This window comes from Mesorhizobium sp. M0621 (assembly GCF_040320745.1).
In the GTDB taxonomy this organism is placed as follows: Bacteria; Pseudomonadota; Alphaproteobacteria; order Rhizobiales; family Rhizobiaceae; genus Mesorhizobium.
In genome coordinates this window covers 1-17,543 of sequence record NZ_JAMYQF010000003.1, presented here as the reverse complement: position 1 = coordinate 17,543, position 17,543 = coordinate 1, and the positions used below count along the sequence as shown (strand labels likewise).

Sequence of the window (17,543 nt, the reverse complement as noted above, 5' to 3'; positions counted from 1 at the left end):
TGATCAAAGCGCGGCGGTTGGCTGACCGAGCGTCTGCGCCTATGGTCGCCGCTCTTTCGACGAGGGCAGGAACGACATGGCATCCGACATCAAGCGCATTGCAGCCATCATCGCGGCCGAGATCGCCGCGCGGCCTGAACAGGCAGCGGCGGCGATCGGCTTGCTGGATGAGGGCGCGACGGTGCCATTCGTGGCGCGCTACCGCAAGGAAGTCACCGGCGGACTGGACGACACACAGTTGCGCGACCTTGCCGAACGGCTTGCCTATCTGCGCGAGCTCGATGCGCGTCGCGACACCATCCTTGGCTCCATCCGCGAGCAGGGCAAGCTGACCGCGGAACTCGAGGGCAAGATCGTCGCCGCCACGACCAAGGCGGAACTGGAAGACATCTATCTGCCCTACAAGCCCAAGCGACGCACCAAGGCCGAGATCGCCAGGGAGCGCGGGCTGGGACCATTGGCCGAAGCCATTCTTGCCGACCGTTCGCTCGTCCCGGCCGAACTGGCGCTGGCCTATGTCAGCGAAGAGGTGGCCGACGCCAAAGCCGCCCTCGATGGCGCGCGCGACATCCTGTCGGAACAGTTCGCCGAGAATGCCGATCTGGTCGGCAAACTGCGCACCCACATGAAGGAACGCGCCTTCATGCGGGCCAGGGTGGTCGACGGCAAGCAAGAGGCCGGCGCGAAATTCTCCGACTATTTCGACCATGTCGAGCGCTGGGCAAATGTGCCGAGCCATCGCGCGCTGGCCATGCTGCGCGGCCGCAACGAGGAAGTGCTGTCGCTCGACATCGAGGTCGATGCCGACGACACCTCCCCGGTGAAGCCGGTCGAACGGATGATCGCCAATGCCTATGCCATCGGCGGCAGCCTGCCGGGCGATCGCTGGCTGATGGAGGTCGCCGGCTGGACCTGGCGCATAAAGCTGTCGCTGCACCTGACGCTCGATTTGATGCGCGATCTGCGTGAACGGGCGGAAGAGGAAGCGATCCATGTCTTTGCCCGCAATTTGAAGGATTTGCTGCTCGCGGCCCCCGCCGGCTCGCGCGCCACGATGGGGCTCGACCCCGGCATCCGCACCGGCGTCAAGGTGGCGGTGGTCGATGGGACCGGCAAGGTGCTGACCACGACGACGGTCTATCCATTTCCGCCCAGGAACGATGTGCGCGGCACGCAGGCGGAACTCGCCAAGCTCATCCGCCTGCACAAGGTCGAGCTGATCTCGATCGGCAACGGCACCGGCAGTCGCGAGACGGAAAAGCTGGTGGCCGACATGCTGTCCGACATGCCGACAGATGGCGGGCCGAAACCGCTCAAGGTGATCGTCAGCGAAGCCGGTGCCTCGGTCTATTCGGCATCGGCGACGGCGGCAGCGGAATTCCCTGGCCTCGACGTGTCGCTGCGCGGCGCCGTGTCGATCGCGCGGCGGCTGCAGGATCCGCTGGCCGAACTGGTCAAGATCGAGCCAAAATCGATCGGCGTCGGCCAGTATCAGCACGATGTCGACCAGTACCGGCTCGGCCGTTCGCTGGAGGCGGTGGTGGAGGATGCCGTCAACGCCGTCGGCGTCGATCTCAACACCGCCTCGGCGCCGCTGCTGGCGCGCGTGTCTGGCCTTGGCGCATCGCTCGCGGACGCCATCGTTGCGCATCGCGATGCGACCGGCCCCTTCGCCAGCCGGAAGGACCTGCTGAAGGTGCCTCGGCTCGGGCCACGCGCCTTCGAGCAAAGCGCCGGCTTCCTGCGCATTGCCAATGGCAGCGAGCCGCTCGATGCCTCGTCGGTGCATCCCGAAGCTTATGGCGTGGCGAAGAAGATCGTCGCCGCCTGCGGGCGCGATGTCCGTTCGCTGATGGGAGACAGTGCAACACTGAAGGCGCTCGACCCGCGCGTCTTCGTCGATGAGCGTTTCGGCTTGCCAACGGTGCGCGATATCCTGGCGGAGCTGGAAAAGCCCGGCCGCGATCCGCGTCCCGGTTTCAAGACGGCGACCTTTGCCGACGGCATCGACGACATCAAGGATCTGAAGCCCGGCATGCTGCTGGAAGGCACGGTCACCAATGTCGCCGCCTTCGGCGCCTTCGTCGATATCGGCGTCCATCAGGACGGGCTGGTGCATGTCTCGCAACTGGCCGACCGGTTCATCAAGGACGCGCATGAAGTGGTCAAGGCAGGCGACGTGGTGAAGGTGCGTGTTGTGGACGTCGACATCAAGCGCAAGCGTATCGCGCTTTCGATGCGCAAGGATGGCGGCGAGGGTGGTGCATCGAAAGGTGGGCCGCGCGACAATGGCGGCGGCAGGCCGGCGCCGCGCTCGCCGGCACCTCAACGCCAACCGGAGCGGCCCGCACAGCAAGGCGCGTTCGGCGCGGCGCTGGCCGATGCCTTGAAGCGGAAATGACTATTCTGCGACCAGCCCCTTAGCACGTCCGCGTTTGATGAGATTCATGCGACGCGGGGGTTCAAGAATCATTGCGTCCCTCAAGAATGGCCGGGATGTCGCGGGCACCATGCAAAATGCGCTCGATACGCACGTCATCGCCATCGGCGGTGTAGAAGATCACATAGCGCTGAAATGCGATGGAGCGCAGGCCGGGCCATAGACTCAGCTGGGGAACGCCACCGCGTGGCGCGTTTGCAATGCGGCCACAGCGTTCCCTGAGCGCAGCTATGAAGCGTCGAGCCGCGGCGGGATTTTCAGCGAGGATGTAATCGCCGATCTCTTCGACGTCCTGCGCGGCGGCTGGCGCAAATATGACCGCCATTGTTCACGGCTTTCCGCCGCTGTATTTTGCTTCCAGTCGCTTAAACACCTGTTCGGCCGGGATGCCCGGGCCACTCTCCACGCCTTTTCGAATGTCCTCTCGTAGCGCCGCAAGCTTTGCCTCGCGCTGTTCTTCGCGCTCTTCCAGCAGGCGCAGGCTATCGCGCACAACTTCGCTGGCGCTGGCATAGCGGCCGCTCTCTACCAACTCGCGCACCAATGTCTCATAGCGGGGGCCGATGCTGTAACTTGCAGGCACGAGTTATCCTTCCTTTTATCCAATATTATCAATTTTTGATAAATCTGCCAAATCAAATCTGATGGCCTACATGCTTGACAAGCCAGTCGCGAAAGCTGGCGACCGGCGGATGGCCGCGCTTGTCGTGCGGCACGACGAGATAATAGGCACTGCGGCTTTGCATCGGCTGGCCGGGCGCCAGTACGAGCTGGCCGCGATGCAATTCGCCTGCGATGAGGATCAGCGGCAACAGCGCCACGCCGAGGCCAGCCATGCAGGCCTGGGCAGCGGTGCCTAACTGTTCGAATTGCATGCCGGGCCCGGTCGGCGCGCTCAGCCCCTGATGCTCGAACCATTCGGTCCAGGCGCCGGGCCGCGTCGCCATATGCAGCAGCGGCAGGCGGCCGATATCGGCCGGAGAGGCGATGGCGCGGCCGGTGAGGAATTCGGGCGACACCACCGGCGCCACCGTTTCGCGCACCAGAAGCGTCGCGTCCGCGTCCGGCCAGTCCGGCAGCCCGTAGTGGATGGCGGCGTCCAGCCTCTCCCTGGCGAAGTCGAAGCGACCGACGCGGGTGACGAAGTTGATGGTGATATCGGGATTGTTTTCGACGAAGTCGGGGATCATCGGCATAAGCCAGCGCGTGCCGAAGGTCGGCAATATGGCAAGGTTCAGGATGCCGCTATGCCGATTGCTCATTAATCCAAGCGCCGCGTCACGCAACTGGCCAAGGGCCGAGCGCACCGCCTCGGCGTAGATTTCCCCTGCCGTCGACAGCCTGACATTGCGGCTGTCGCGTTCGAACAGCCGGCGGCCGAACTGATCTTCCAGCAATTTAATCTGCCGGCTGACCGCGCCCTGCGTCAGATCCAGCTCCTGGGCAGCAGCGGTGAAGCTGCCGAGCCGGGCCACAGCCTCGAAGGCGGCAAGGGCGCTGATGTTGGGCAAAAGGCGGCGCTGGACATTCATGATCCATTACTAACGCTCATTGATCGGTGAAGCAATTTCGTTTGATTTTTTCGGGGCGCGGGCCGATAAGCCGGACCAAGATTTTGCTTCACGCATGTCGTCATCCCAAAACCGCTGGATACTTTTTGGGCGACGTGCATTGGTTTGGGAGAACGCCATGGCCGCCGACAAGAATGCATTCGTCTGGGAAGACCCGTTCCTGATCGAGGACCAGCTTTCGGAAGACGAGCGCATGGTGCGCGATGGTGCTGCGGGCTTTGCCGCCGACAGACTGGCGCCTCGAATCGAGGACGCCTATCTCAACGAGACCTTCGACACCGCGATCTTCCGCGAAATGGGCGAGGCCGGCCTGCTCGGCATCAACATTCCAGAGGAATTCGGCGGGCTCGGCGCCAACTATGTGACCTACGGGCTGGTCGCGCGGGAAGTCGAACGCGTTGACTCCGGCTATCGCTCGATGATGTCGGTGCAGTCGTCGCTGGTGATGTATCCGATCCATGCCTATGGCTCGGACGAACAGCGCAAGAAGTACCTGCCCAAGCTCGCAAGCGGCGAATGGATCGGCTGTTTCGGCCTGACCGAGCCGGATGCCGGCTCCGACCCGGGCGGCATGAAGACGCGCGCCGAGAAGACCGCGAACGGCTACAGGCTCTCCGGCTCCAAGATGTGGATTTCCAACGCGCCGGTCGCTGATGTGTTCGTCGTCTGGGCGAAGTTGAAGGGCGAGAACGGCAAGGACGAGATCCGCGGCTTTGTGCTGGAAAAGGGCATGAAGGGGCTTTCGGCGCCGACGATCGGTGGCAAGCTGTCGCTGCGGGCATCGATCACCGGCGAAGTGGTGATGGAAGGCGTCGAAGTCGGCGAGGATGCGCTGTTGCCCAACGCCAAGGGCCTTGGCGGCCCGTTCGGCTGCCTCAACCGGGCCCGCTACGGCATTTCCTGGGGCTCGATGGGTGCGGCGGAAGATTGCTGGCATCGCGCCCGCCAGTACGGCCTCGACCGCAAGCAGTTCGGCAAGCCGTTGGCCGGCACGCAGCTTTACCAGAAGAAGCTCGCCGACATGCAGACCGAGATAGCGCTTGGACTGCAGGCATCGTTGCGCGTCGGACGGTTGCTCGACGAAGGCAAGATGGCGCCGGAAATGATCTCGATCGTCAAGCGCAACAATTGCGGCAAGGCGCTCGACATCGCCCGCCAGGCCCGCGACATGCATGGCGGCAACGGCATCCAGATCGGCTACCACGTCATGCGCCACGCGCAGAACCTGGAGACGGTCAACACCTACGAGGGCACGCACGACGTGCATGCGCTGATCCTGGGACGGGCGCAGACGGGGATACAGGCGTTCTTCTGAGCCTTCGGTAGCTGCTTAAATTAGGTGCACCGCAACATCTCTGCTTGGAGAATGCCCGCCTGATGTGTCAGGGTTCAGCGAAATCATTTGAAACGCTGAATTCCGGGGCCCCATGGCAATTCTGGCAGCCGTCTACCACCTGACCCATTACAAGTACGACCGGCCGGTGGTTCTCGGGCCCCAGATCATCAGGCTGCAGCCTGCGCCGCATTCCCGCACCAAGGTGCTCAGCCATTCGCTCAAGGTCGAGCCGGCGAACCACTTCGTCAATTTGCAGCAGGACCCCTACGGCAACTTTCTTGCCCGCTTCGTCTTCCCCGAGCCGGTGACGGAGCTGAAGATCGAGGTCGACCTTGTCGCTGACATGACGGTCTACAATCCGTTCGACTTCTTCGTCGAGCCGTCGGCCGAGGCCTTCCCGTTCGAATACCCGGAAGAGATACGCGACGATCTCGCCATCTACCGGACGCCGGAGCCGGCCGGTCCGTTGCTTTCGGCCTTGCTCGGGACAATCGACCGCAGCGCGCCGAATACCGTCAATTTCCTCGTCGACCTCAATGCGCGGCTGCAGCGCGAGATCGCCTATATCGTGCGCATGGAGACCGGCGTGTTCTCGCCGGAGGAAACGCTGGCCGCCGCCAAGGGATCGTGCCGCGATTCGAGCTGGCTGCTGGTGCAGATCCTGCGCAATCTCGGCATCGCCGCGCGCTTCGTTTCCGGCTACCTGATCCAGCTCAAGCCCGATCTGGTTGCGCTGGACGGTCCAGCCGGAACCGCCGTCGACTTCACCGACCTGCATGCCTGGTGCGAGGTTTATCTTCCGGGCGCGGGCTGGATCGGCTTCGATCCGACCTCCGGCCTGCTAACCGGCGAAAGCCATGTGCCGCTGGCGGCAACGCCGCATTTCCGCAACGCAGCCCCGATTTCCGGCATGGCGAGCTTCGCCAATGTCGAATTCGGCTTCGAGATGCGGGTCGACCGCATCGCCGAGCATCCGCGCATCACCAAGCCGTTCTCGGATGAGAGCTGGCAGGCGCTCGACGCGCTGGGCAACAAGGTCGATGCAGCCCTTACGGCGGGGGACGTGCGGCTGACCATGGGCGGCGAGCCGACCTTCGTATCGATCGACGATTTCGAGTCGGCCGAGTGGAACACCGCCGCCGTCGGCCCGACCAAGCGCGAAAAGGCCGACGAACTGATCCGGAAACTGCGCGAGCGTTTCGCGCCCGGCGGCTTTCTCCACTATGGCCAGGGCAAATGGTATCCGGGCGAAAGCCTGCCGCGCTGGACCTTCTCGCTCTACTGGCGTACCGATGGCCAGCCGGTGTGGAGCGATCCGTCGCTGATCGCACGCGAAAAGAGCGAGGCCGATATCGGCCCCAAACAGGCCGAAAGCCTGCTCACCGCGATTGCCGGCGAACTCGGCATCGACAAGACCATGGTCAGCGAAGCCTATGAGGATCCGGCTGAGTGGCTGCTCAAGGAAGGCAAGCTGCCCGACAATGTCGATCCGTCCAACTCCAAGCTGGAGGACCCGGAAGAACGCAGCCGCATGGCGAAAGTGTTCGAACGCGGGCTGACCAAGCCGTCGGGTTACGTGTTGCCCGTGCAGCGCTGGAACAGCCAGGCGTCAGGGCCGCGCTGGCGCTCGGAAAAATGGCAGACGCGGCGCGGCCGGCTGTTCCTGGTGCCGGGCGATTCACCCGTCGGCTACCGCTTGCCGCTCGGCACGCTGCCTTATGTGCCGCCGGCGCAGTTCCCCTACATCGTGCCGGTCGATCCATCGCTGCCGCGGGGACCGCTGCCCGCGCGTGAAGCCATATTGCCGGGGACGGCGCCGGCCGAACTGGAAGGCGCCGACGAGATGGCGCGCCGCCAGCAGGCGGCGTCCTTCACGGCGGCGACCGGCCAGCAGGATCGCGTCGAACAGAAGATCACCGAGATTGGCGGCGCGGGGCGCCCCGCGCTTTCGGTCGAACCGCGCGACGGCCGGCTGTGCGTGTTCATGCCGCCAGTTGAAGCGCTTGAAGACTATCTCGAACTGGTTGCGGCGGCCGAGAACGCGGCAAAGGCGATCGGCCTTCCCGTGCATATCGAGGGCTACGGCCCGCCGCACGATCCGCGCCTCAACGTCATCCGCGTGGCGCCCGATCCCGGCGTCATCGAGGTCAACATCCATCCGGCGTCCAACTGGCAGGATTGCGTGGCGACGACAACAGCGATCTACGAGGAGGCGCGGCAGACACGGCTTGGTGCCGACAAGTTCATGATCGACGGCCGTCACACCGGCACCGGCGGCGGCAATCATGTCGTGGTCGGCGGCGCGACGCCCAACGACAGCCCGTTCCTGCGCCGGCCGGACCTGTTGAAGAGCCTAGTGCTGCAATGGCAGCGGCGTCCCTCGCTATCCTACCTGTTCTCGGGCCTGTTCATCGGCCCGACCAGCCAGGCGCCGCGCTTCGACGAGGCACGTCATGACTCGCTCTACGAGCTCGAGATCGCGATGGCGCAGGTGCCGCATCCGGACCAGGGCGCGGCACCCTTGCCGTGGCTGGTCGACCGACTGTTTCGCAATTTGTTGACCGACGTCACCGGAAATACGCACCGTTCGGAAATCTGTATCGACAAGCTGTTCTCGCCGGACGGACCCACCGGCCGGCTGGGTCTTGTCGAGTTCCGCGGTTTCGAGATGCCGCCCAATGCGCGTATGAGCCTGGCGCAGCAACTGCTTGTCAGGGCGATCATTGCCCGTGCGTGGAAGAGCCCGCTCGACGGCCGTTTCGTGCGCTGGGGCACCTCGCTGCATGACCGCTTCATGCTGCCGCACTATGTCTGGGCCGATTTTCTCGACGTGCTCGAGGACCTCCAGCTCAATGGCTTCGAATTCAGACCCGAATGGTTCGACGCTCAGCTCGAATTCCGCTTCCCGTTCTGCGGCGAGGTTCAGCATGCCGGCATCAAGCTGGAACTGCGGCAGGCGCTGGAGCCATGGCATGTCATGGGCGAGCAAGGCGCGATCGGCGGCACCGTGCGCTTCGTCGATTCCTCGGTCGAGCGGCTGCAGGTCAAGACCGAAGGTCTCAATCCGGAACGCCATGCGATCGTCTGCAACGGTCGCATCGTGCCGATGAAGGTCACCGACAACCGCGAAGTGGCGGTGGCGGGCGTCCGCTTCAAGGCCTGGCAACCGGCCTCCGGTCTGCATCCGGCACTGCCGGTCAACACGCCGCTGGTTTTCGATATCTATGACCGCTGGTCGGGCCGGGCGGTCGGCGGCTGCGTCTACCATGTCGCGCATCCGGGCGGGCGCAACTACGATACCTTCCCGGTCAACGGCAACGAGGCGGAGGCCCGGCGTCTCGCCCGCTTCGAACCGCGCGGCCATACGCCGTCCGCTTATGTGCTGCGTGAGGAACAACCCGCCGAAGATTTCCCGATGACCCTTGACCTTCGGCGGCCGGCAAGACTCTGATCAACGATGGCAAAGGGGAATCACAAGAGGGTACGCGGCAAGCCGCAGATCCACAGCCTGCTGGAGCACTACCAGCCGATCGACGGGGTCGTCGACGAGATGGTCGATCCATCAGGCAATCCCCGTCCGGCCTGGAAGTACTTTATCGAGGCGCTCGACGAACTGGGGCCTGAAAAGCTTGGCCAGCGTTTCGCCCGCGCCGACCAGTATCTGCGCGATGCCGGCGTCTACTACCGCGTCTATGACAAGGCCGGCGCCAATGAGCGCGAATGGCCGCTGGCGCATGTCCCGGTTCTCATCGAGGAGAGCGAGTGGGCGGCGATCAGCGCCGGCCTCGTGCAGCGCGCCGAACTGTTCGAGGAAACCATCGCCGATATCTACGGGCCGAACCGGCTGGTCGAGAAAGGCATCCTGCCGGCGGGATTGATCGCCGCCAGCCCCGAATATTTGCGGCCTGTCGTCGGCACCAAGCCAGCCGGCGGTCATTTCCTGCATTTCTGTGCCTTCGAACTCGGCCGCGGGCCTGACGGCCAATGGTGGGTGCTTGGCGACCGCACCCAGGCGCCGTCCGGCGCCGGCTTTGCGCTGGAGAACCGTGTCGCCACCACGCGCGCACTGTCCGATATCTATGGCGAGATGCATGTGCACCGCCTTGCCGGCTTCTTCCGCCGTTTTCGCGACGCGCTGATCGGTATGGCCAAGGAAACCGACGGCCGGGTCGCCATCCTGACGCCGGGGCCGCTCAACGAAACCTATTACGAACACGCCTACATCGCCCGCTACCTCGGCATCATGCTGCTCGAAGGCGAGGATCTGACCGTTTCCGGCGGCAGGCTGATGGTGCGCACGGTTTCCGGCCTGATGCCGATCAGTGTGTTGTGGCGGCGGCTCGACGCCGCCTTCGCCGATCCGCTCGAACTGCGCGCGGATTCGCAGATCGGCACGCCGGGCCTGGTCGAAGCGATCCGACAGGGCGCGGTTGCGACCGTCAATGCGCTGGGCTCGGGCCTGATGGAGACGCGCGCGCTGCTCGCGTTCCTGCCCAAGATTTCACGCGCCTTGCGGGGCGAGGAATTGTTGCTGCCAAGTGTCGCGACATGGTGGTGCGGGCAAGCGACCGAGCGCGCGCATGTGCTGGCCAACATCGACCGCATGGTGGTCGGCCCGGCGCTGTCGACGAGGCTGGCCTTCGAGGATGACGACCAGACGAAGCTTGGCTCAGCGCTGTCCGCCGGGGAGCGGGCGGAGCTTGTGTCGCGCATCGAACGCGATGGCGGCGACTTTGTTGGCCAGGAAGCAGTGACGCTTTCGACGACGCCCGTCTATGTCGGTGGCTGGCTGGAGCCGCGGCCGGCGAGCCTGCGCGTCTACCTGGCGCGAACACCCGAAGGCTGGACGGTGATGCCGGGGGGATTTGCCCGCGTCGGCCTGTCGCTCGACCCGACGGCGATCGCCATGCAGCGTGGCGGCCAGGCAGCGGATGTCTGGGTTGTCAGCGACAAACCGGTGGAGCGAGAGACGCTGCTGCCGCAAGAAGGCGACAGTTTCACCCGCACCAGGCCCGGCAGCCTGCCCAGCCGTGCGGCGGAGAACCTGACTTGGCTCGGACGCTACATCGAGCGCTCGGAAGACACGGTGCGTATCCTGCGCGCCTATCATGTGCGGCTGGCCGAGACGTCCGATCCGGACATGCCGCTGCTCGCCGACATCAGGGATTATCTCGAACCTTTCGGCATCGACGTCGAGACGGCGATCCCGTCAGGACTGATCGGTACGCTGGACAGTGCGGTCTACAGCGCCGGGCAGATCCGCGACCGCTTCTCGCCCGATGGCTGGCTGGCGCTGAAGGACCTGTCGAAGACCATCCATCAGTTCGCAACGACGGTGGCGCCGGGCGACGACGCGACCCGGGCGATGACGGTCATCCTGCGCAAGCTCGCCGGCTTTTCCGGCCTGCTGCACGAGAACATGTACCGCTTCGCCGGCTGGCGCTTTCTCGAGATCGGCCGCCGGCTGGAGCGCGGCATCCAGATCGCCCGCACTTTATCCCGGCTGACCAGCGCCAAGGCGCCGGACGGCGCGCTCGACATGATGCTGGAGATCGGCGACAGCGTGATGACCCACCGCCGGCAATATCCGGTGCAGGCCGGCCGGCGCACGGTGATCGATCTCTTGGCGCTCGACCCGCTCAATCCGCGCTCCATCCTGTTCCAGCTCGAAAGGCTGAAGGCCGAGATCGGCCTGTTGCCGTCGCTCGGCGGGGAGGGGCACATGTCGCCGGCGGCGAAGGAAATCCTGCAGCTCAACACCCAGATCGCCATCAAGGAGCCTTCGGACATGACGGCGAAGGCGCTGGACGATCTCGCCCACGAAATCGGCGGCCTCTACAACAGCCTCGCCAAAGCCTATTTCGGATAAAGCATGCTTTACGACATCAGGCTTCATCTGCATTACGACTATGCCGCGGCGGCCGGTGGCGGCCGCCATCAGATCCGTGTGCTGCCGTCGACGATATCCGGCGTTCAGCGCGTCATCGCCGCATCCCTGTCCTTTGCGCCGGCGCCCAACGAGCGTTCTGATTTTTCCGACTTCTTCGGCAACAACGTCACCTCGATCGCCTTCCGCGAGGCGCATGAGACGCTCGACATAAGGATGAGCGCACGCGTATCGGTGTCGCGGCCCGAGCCTGGGCTCGACGTGTCACCCGATATTAGCCGGCTCAGGCAGGAACTCGCCGCCGTGCGGTCGCTGGCACCTGATACACCGCACCATTTCCTGACGGCCAGCACTCATGCCGGCATTGATGCTGCGATCACCGGCTATGCGCGCGACAGCATCGGCGGCTCTGCCGCCGGCACGGCGATGAACCTGTGCAATCGCATCCATCGCGATTTCACCTACGACGGCGAAGCGACAACGGTGCGAACCCGGGCCAGCGATGCCTTCAAGCTGAAGCGCGGTGTCTGCCAGGATTTTTCGCACATCATGATCGCCGGCCTGCGCGGACTCGGCATTCCGGCCGGCTATGTCAGCGGCTTCCTGCGCACCATCCAGCCGAAGGGCAAACCCCGGCTGGAAGGCGCCGATGCCATGCATGCCTGGGTCAAGGTCTGGTGCGGTCGCGACGCCGGCTGGCAGGAATTCGATCCGACCAACGGCATGCGGGCCAGCAACGACCACATCACCGTCGGTTACGGCCGCGACTACTCGGACGTGGCACCGATCGTGGGCGTTCTCAAGACCACGGGGGGACAGGTCGGCGAGCAAGCTGTCGACGTCATCCCGGTCGTGCTCGAAAAGGCGTGAGCTTCGGGCCGGCGCTCTCGCCCGCCCCGGCTTTTCCGACCATGCGTGGAACCAGCAATCGGCCAGTGGCTTATCTACGGATATTTTCGTGGAGCTGACATGCTGCAGAAATCCGGATTGTCGCACAGCCGGTCGGCTGATGGAGACGCCGTGCCGAAAAATGGCACGCCGAAGAACGGGTCGCAAAGCTCGGCCGATCACGCGTCGCTTACCTATGTCAGTGATGCCGAGCCGGGTATCCGGCGGCTGAAGACAGGCAAGGGATTTTCCTACAAGGGGCCGGATGGGCGGCCCGTTGCCGATGCTACCAGGGCGCGTATCGAGGCAATCGTCATTCCGCCGGCCTGGACGGATGTGTGGATTTCGCCCGACGCCGACGGCCATATCCAGGCAACGGGCAGGGACCTGCGCGGACGCAAGCAATACCGCTACCATCCGCAATGGGCCGAAGAACGCGACGGCGCCAAATATTCGAGCCTTGTCGCCTTTGCCGAAAGCCTGCCAAAACTGCGGCGCAGGATCGACAACGATCTGCGCCGTCGTGGTCTGCCGCCCGAGCGTGTCGTCGCCGCGGTCGTCTGGCTGCTCGACAACACGATGATCCGGATCGGCAATGCCGCCTACGCCCGCGACAACAAGAGCTTCGGGCTGACCACGTTGCGCGACCGCCATGTCGATATCGTCGGTTCAAGCCTGCGGTTTGCCTTCCAGGGCAAGTCCGGCAAGGAATGGAAGCTGAAGCTGATCGACCGCCGGATCGCTGGAATCGTGCGCGGCGCGCAGGACCTGCCGGGCCAGAAGCTGTTCCAGTATCTCGATGAGGACGGCGGCAGGCGGCCGGTCCGCTCCGAGGACGTCAACCGCTATATCCGCGAGGCCGCCGGCGATGCGTTCAGTTCGAAGCATTTCCGCACATGGGGCGGCACCATCCATGCCGCGTCGCTGTTTGCACGGACGGAATTGCCGGAAAGCCAGGCACAGCAAAAGCGGGTGATGAACAGCGTCATCGACAAGGTTGCCGAGCGGCTGGGCAACACGCGTGCCGTCTGCCGCAAATGCTACATCCATCCGCAGGTCTTCGAAGCATGGTCAAAGGGGCGATTGCTGGACGAAATGGCGCAGGCCAACAGGTATAAGCGCTCGATCGATGGTCTGGACGACGAGGAAGCGCTCGTGCTGCGATGGCTGAAGCTGCACGAAAGCTGACCGGCAGCGACGGAGCGTCGCCAAATCCGCCGCCTCGGGATTTTTTTATCGACGCCGTGTCGGGATCGGTCTTACTGTTTCGTCCTTTGACAGAGAAAAGGACCAGCCATGCTCTACGCAATCCTCTGCTATGCTTCCGAAGATGTCGTCTGCTCCTGGAGCAAGGCACAGGACGACGAGGTCATGGCCAATCTCCTCGATGTCCAGGACAAGTATGCCAAGGCCGGCCGGCTTGGCCCGGTGGCGCGACTTTTGCCGACGACCGCGGCGACGACGCTGAGAAAGGTCAAGGGCGAAGCGGTCGTCATCGACGGTCCGTTTGCCGAGACCAAGGAACAATTCCTCGGCTTCTATACGCTCGAATGCGCCGATCTCGACGAGGCCGTGGAGTTCGCCCGCGAACTTTCCGAGGTCAATCCGAGCGGCGGCTCCTATGAGATACGGCCGGTCTCGGTCTTCAACCCCACCAAGGTTCCGGCATGACCGAACTTGCCTGGATCAGCTCTGCCATCAGCGCCGCCCGCCCGCAGGCGATGGGCGCGCTGCTGCGTTATTTCCGTGATCTCGACACGGCGGAGGAAGCTTTCCAGGATGCGTGCCTCAGGGCCATCAAGAACTGGCCGCAGAACGGGCCGCCGCGTGATCCCGCGGCCTGGCTGATCTTTGTCGGTCGCAACAGCGGCATCGATGCGGTGCGCAAGCGCGCCAAGCAGGCGCCGATGCCGGAGGAAGACCAGATCTCGGATCTGGAAGACGCCGAGAGCGATATCGCCGAGCGGCTGGACGGAGCGCATTATCGCGATGACATATTGCGGCTGCTGTTCATCTGCTGCCATCCCGATCTGCCGGCAACGCAGCAGATCGCGGTGGCGCTGCGGATTGTCTCGGGCCTTACCGTCAAGCAGATCGCGCGCGCCTTCCTGGTTGGCGAAAGCGCCATGGAGCAGCGCATCACCCGCGCCAAGGCGCGCATTGCGGACGCCGGCGTGCCGTTCGAGACGCCGGGCGCGGTCGAGCGGTCGGAACGGCTCGCCGCTGTCGCCGCCATGGTCTACCTGATCTTCAACGAAGGCTATTCGACCAATAGCGGCGAGGCGCCGGCCCGCGCACCGCTGTGCGAAGAGGCGATCCGGCTGGCGCGGCTGTTGCTGCGGCTGTTCCAGACCGAGCCGGAGATCATGGGGCTGACGGCGCTGTTGCTTCTGCAGCATGCGCGCGCACCGGCCCGTTTCGACGAGAGCGGCGAAATCGTGCTGCTCGAGGATCAGGATCGCGGCCTGTGGAGCCGCAAGATGATCGATGAGGGGCTGGCACTGGTCGACAAGGCGCTGCGCCATCGCAAGCCCGGCCCCTATCAGGTGCAGGCAGCCATTGCCGCGCTGCATGCACGGGCCGAGAAGGCCGAGGACACCGACTGGAACGAGATCGACCTGCTCTATCGCTTGCTCGAGCAGATGCAGCCATCACCGGTGATCACGCTCAACCGGGCTGTCGCGGTCTCGAAGGTGCGTGGTCCGGCAGAGGCCCTCGCCATGATCGAGCCGCTGGAAGAACGGCTTTCCGGCTATTTCCACTTCTTCGGCCTCAAGGGTGGCCTTCTGATGCAGCTTGACCGGGGGGAGGAGGCGCGTGTTGCCTTCGACCGCGCCATTGCGCTTGCCAACACAGCGGCGGAAGCCGCCCATATCCGCATGCATATCGACCGGCTGATGAAGGACGGTGCCGTTCGCGCACCGACGCAAAAGGCAAACTGAACGCCGTCTACCCGTCTGGCTCAATCGTGTCGCCAGGGCTTGGACCATGCCGGGGTGGCGATTCTTCCCTGAAACGAGTAATGCCACGCCATGACTGTGCCCGAAGTGCCGACCGGCACGCGGGCGACATGAGGCTTCGACCGACGTCATATGATTGATGGCGACGGATCTGAAAGGGACAAAAATGACGATAGCGACGGAAACGACGGAGCTTCTGACGAAACTGGGTGTGGCCAAGGAGGCACTTGTCGGCGGTGACCTGATGGTGCGCAGCCCGGTGACGGGCGAGCAGATCGCGGTGCTGAAGACGATCTCGCCCGCCGATGCAGCCAAAACCATCGATGCCGCGCACAAGGCCTTCCAGGCGTGGCGGATGGTGCCGGGCCCGCGCCGCGGCGAACTGGTGCGGTTGCTCGGCGAGGAGTTGCGCGCGCACAAGGCCGAGCTTGGCCGGCTGGTCTCGATCGAGGTCGGCAAGATCCCGTCCGAGGGGCTCGGCGAAGTGCAGGAGATGATCGACATCTGCGATTTCGCCGTCGGCCTCTCCCGGCAATTGTACGGCCTGACCATCGCCACCGAGCGCCCGGGCCATCGCATGATGGAAACCTGGCATCCGCTCGGCGTAGTCGGCGTCATTTCCGCCTTCAACTTCCCGGTCGCGGTGTGGTCGTGGAACGCAGCACTGGCGCTGGTCTGCGGCGACGCGGTGGTGTGGAAGCCGTCGGAGAAGACGCCGCTGACGGCACTTGCCTGCGAGGCTATCTTTGCACGCGCGGTAAAGCGCTTCGGTGCGGATGCACCTGAGGGACTGGCGCCCGTGCTGATCGGCGACCGTGCCGTCGGCGAGATTCTGGTCGACCATCCCAAGGTGCCGCTGGTATCGGCCACCGGTTCAACGCGGATGGGCCGCGATGTCGGCCCGCGCCTGGCCAAGCGCTTTGCGCGCGCGGTGCTGGAACTCGGCGGCAACAATGCCGGCATCGTCTGCCCAACCGCCGATCTCGACATGGCGCTGCGCGCGATTGCCTTTGGTGCGATGGGCACGGCGGGCCAGCGCTGCACGACGCTGCGGCGCCTGTTCGTGCATGACAGCGTCTACGACGCCCTGGTTCCACGTCTCAAGAAGGCTTACGAGAGCGTCTCGGTCGGCAATCCGCTGGAGACCTCTTCGCTGGTCGGGCCGTTGATCGACAAGGCGGCCTTCGATGCCATGCAGAAGGCGCTGAAGGAAGCCGCCGCCCACGGTGGCAAGGTGACCGGCGGCGCAAGGGTCGAGAATGGTCACCCGGATGCCTATTACGTGCATCCGGCGCTCGTCGAAATGCCCAAGCAGGTGGCCCCTGTAACGGAAGAAACCTTCGCGCCAATCCTCTATGTGATGAAATATTCGGATTTCGACACCGTGCTCGACGAGCACAATGCGGTGGGCGCCGGCCTGTCGTCGTCGATCTTCACCCGCGACCTGCAGGAGTCCGAGCGCTTCCTCGGTGTCGATGGGTCGGACTGCGGCATTGCCAATGTCAACATCGGCACCTCGGGCGCCGAGATCGGTGGTGCCTTTGGCGGCGAAAAGGAAACCGGCGGCGGCCGCGAGAGCGGCTCCGATGCGTGGAAGGCCTATATGCGGCGCGCCACCAACACGGTGAATTATTCCAAGGCGCTGCCGCTCGCCCAGGGCGTCTCGTTCGATATCGACTGACGAGGGGCCGGGGGGTTGGGTATCGGCGGTGTCGGCAGCTTTTGTGCCGGCAGCTTTTTCACGATAGGAATTTTTTCTTGACTCCGTGCCCTCAGCTATGGTACATATTTGTCCATGGTGCTGATTTGCGCCAGTGACCCGCCGCGCAGGTAGTGTCTCAGTTTGAAATTTGACGGCGCGCTTGTCGCGATCCGGGCCGAGCCGAACCCCTATATGCTTAGCGGAAAGCATCAGGAAGGCACAATGGAAACCGGCCAAATCAACGCGCTTGAAGAGCTCCGTAAGCTGCGCGACATAGTCCAGTCTACTGTGGATAGGGTTCAAGGTATGCGGCTCAAGCCGGCGGATCGGGCCGAGATTGAGGCGCGCAAAAAGATCATAAAAGAAATCGAACGTGACCTTCGCAAGTTCGAAGAGGAATAGCATATCAACCGGACCTAAAGGCCAGAAGCGCCCAGCCGACGTGATCGGCAATGCCGTCCGCGTCATGCGCATTGCCACAGGCGAGGAAGCCGACGACGTGATTGACGACGGCAAAGACCCTGCCGCCAAAGCGCTTGGCGCGAAGGGTGGAAAGAAGCGCCGAGAATATGACGCCAGAGCGGCGCGCTGAGATCGCCAGGAAGGCAGCCATTAAGCGTTGGACTCCAAAGGGCGGATAAAATAATTTGCTTGCTGGGGGAGCCAGGGGAATCGCTTCAGGTTAACGTTGATTTTTGACGGATGAGATTTTCGAGATAATCGGCGTTGAGATTGGCGAGTTTTCGTCGAACCTTGAGG

The 17,543-nt window shown here is 64.0% G+C and carries 14 protein-coding genes; 10 read left to right on the top strand and 4 right to left on the bottom strand.

Annotated features, from left to right (window positions below; genetic code table 11):
* Window positions 1-76 precede the first annotated feature (76 nt).
* Entirely contained in the window at window positions 77-2,401 is a 2,325-nt protein-coding gene (locus NKI38_RS02805) for a Tex family protein (RefSeq protein WP_352654600.1), read from the top strand.
* A gap of 61 nt (window positions 2,402-2,462) precedes the next feature.
* Here NKI38_RS02805 and NKI38_RS02800 read toward each other — a convergent pair whose 3' ends face one another.
* Genes NKI38_RS02800 through NKI38_RS02790 form a run of 3 tightly spaced genes read right to left on the bottom strand, consistent with a single transcriptional unit; the run spans window position 2,463 to window position 3,972 of the window.
* Window positions 2,463-2,765 (bottom strand): type II toxin-antitoxin system RelE/ParE family toxin, encoded by a 303-nt coding sequence (locus tag NKI38_RS02800; RefSeq protein WP_352654598.1) that lies wholly within the window; start codon window positions 2,763-2,765, stop codon window positions 2,463-2,465.
* Window positions 2,766-2,768: 3 nt separating this feature from the next.
* The gene (locus NKI38_RS02795) at window positions 2,769-3,023 is read right to left on the bottom strand and encodes a type II toxin-antitoxin system ParD family antitoxin (protein WP_352654596.1); all 255 of its coding nucleotides are present in this window, start codon (window positions 3,021-3,023) and stop codon (window positions 2,769-2,771) included.
* A 52-nt stretch (window positions 3,024-3,075) separates the two neighbouring features.
* Window positions 3,076-3,972 (bottom strand): LysR family transcriptional regulator, encoded by an 897-nt coding sequence (locus NKI38_RS02790; protein WP_352654594.1) that lies wholly within the window; start codon window positions 3,970-3,972, stop codon window positions 3,076-3,078.
* Window positions 3,973-4,129: 157 nt separating this feature from the next.
* Between NKI38_RS02790 and NKI38_RS02785 the strand changes: the two genes are divergently transcribed.
* The 9 genes from NKI38_RS02785 (at window position 4,130) to NKI38_RS02745 (ending at window position 17,186) form a co-directional block, all read left to right on the top strand.
* On the top strand, window positions 4,130-5,326 hold the full coding sequence (locus NKI38_RS02785) for an acyl-CoA dehydrogenase (RefSeq protein WP_352654592.1): 1,197 nt from the start codon (window positions 4,130-4,132) through the stop codon (window positions 5,324-5,326).
* 112 nt (window positions 5,327-5,438) lie between these two features.
* The gene (locus NKI38_RS02780; RefSeq protein ID WP_352654590.1) at window positions 5,439-8,798 is read left to right on the top strand and encodes a transglutaminase family protein; all 3,360 of its coding nucleotides are present in this window, start codon (window positions 5,439-5,441) and stop codon (window positions 8,796-8,798) included.
* Between the two features lie 6 nt (window positions 8,799-8,804).
* Window positions 8,805-11,216: a circularly permuted type 2 ATP-grasp protein gene (locus NKI38_RS02775; protein WP_352654588.1), complete on the top strand. Its 2,412-nt coding sequence runs from the start codon at window positions 8,805-8,807 to the stop codon at window positions 11,214-11,216.
* A 3-nt stretch (window positions 11,217-11,219) separates the two neighbouring features.
* Window positions 11,220-12,104, top strand: coding sequence for a transglutaminase family protein (locus tag NKI38_RS02770; protein ID WP_352654586.1), 885 nt, complete (start codon window positions 11,220-11,222; stop codon window positions 12,102-12,104).
* A gap of 99 nt (window positions 12,105-12,203) precedes the next feature.
* Window positions 12,204-13,310, top strand: coding sequence for a DNA topoisomerase IB (locus NKI38_RS02765; protein ID WP_352654584.1), 1,107 nt, complete (start codon window positions 12,204-12,206; stop codon window positions 13,308-13,310).
* Window positions 13,311-13,418: 108 nt separating this feature from the next.
* Window positions 13,419-13,793, top strand: coding sequence for a YciI family protein (locus NKI38_RS02760; RefSeq protein ID WP_352654582.1), 375 nt, complete (start codon window positions 13,419-13,421; stop codon window positions 13,791-13,793).
* Entirely contained in the window at window positions 13,790-15,064 is a 1,275-nt protein-coding gene (locus NKI38_RS02755; protein WP_352634884.1) for an RNA polymerase sigma factor, read from the top strand. Before NKI38_RS02760 ends, NKI38_RS02755 begins: the two co-directional genes overlap by 4 nt.
* 184 nt (window positions 15,065-15,248) lie before the next feature.
* The gene (gene amaB / locus NKI38_RS02750) at window positions 15,249-16,763 is read left to right on the top strand and encodes an L-piperidine-6-carboxylate dehydrogenase (protein ID WP_352654580.1); all 1,515 of its coding nucleotides are present in this window, start codon (window positions 15,249-15,251) and stop codon (window positions 16,761-16,763) included.
* Between the two features lie 162 nt (window positions 16,764-16,925).
* Entirely contained in the window at window positions 16,926-17,186 is a 261-nt protein-coding gene (locus NKI38_RS02745) for a hypothetical protein (protein ID WP_352654579.1), read from the top strand.
* Window positions 17,187-17,190: 4 nt separating this feature from the next.
* Here NKI38_RS02745 and NKI38_RS02740 read toward each other — a convergent pair whose 3' ends face one another.
* The gene (locus tag NKI38_RS02740; RefSeq protein ID WP_352654578.1) at window positions 17,191-17,397 is read right to left on the bottom strand and encodes a hypothetical protein; all 207 of its coding nucleotides are present in this window, start codon (window positions 17,395-17,397) and stop codon (window positions 17,191-17,193) included.
* Window positions 17,398-17,543: the final 146 nt, after the last annotated feature.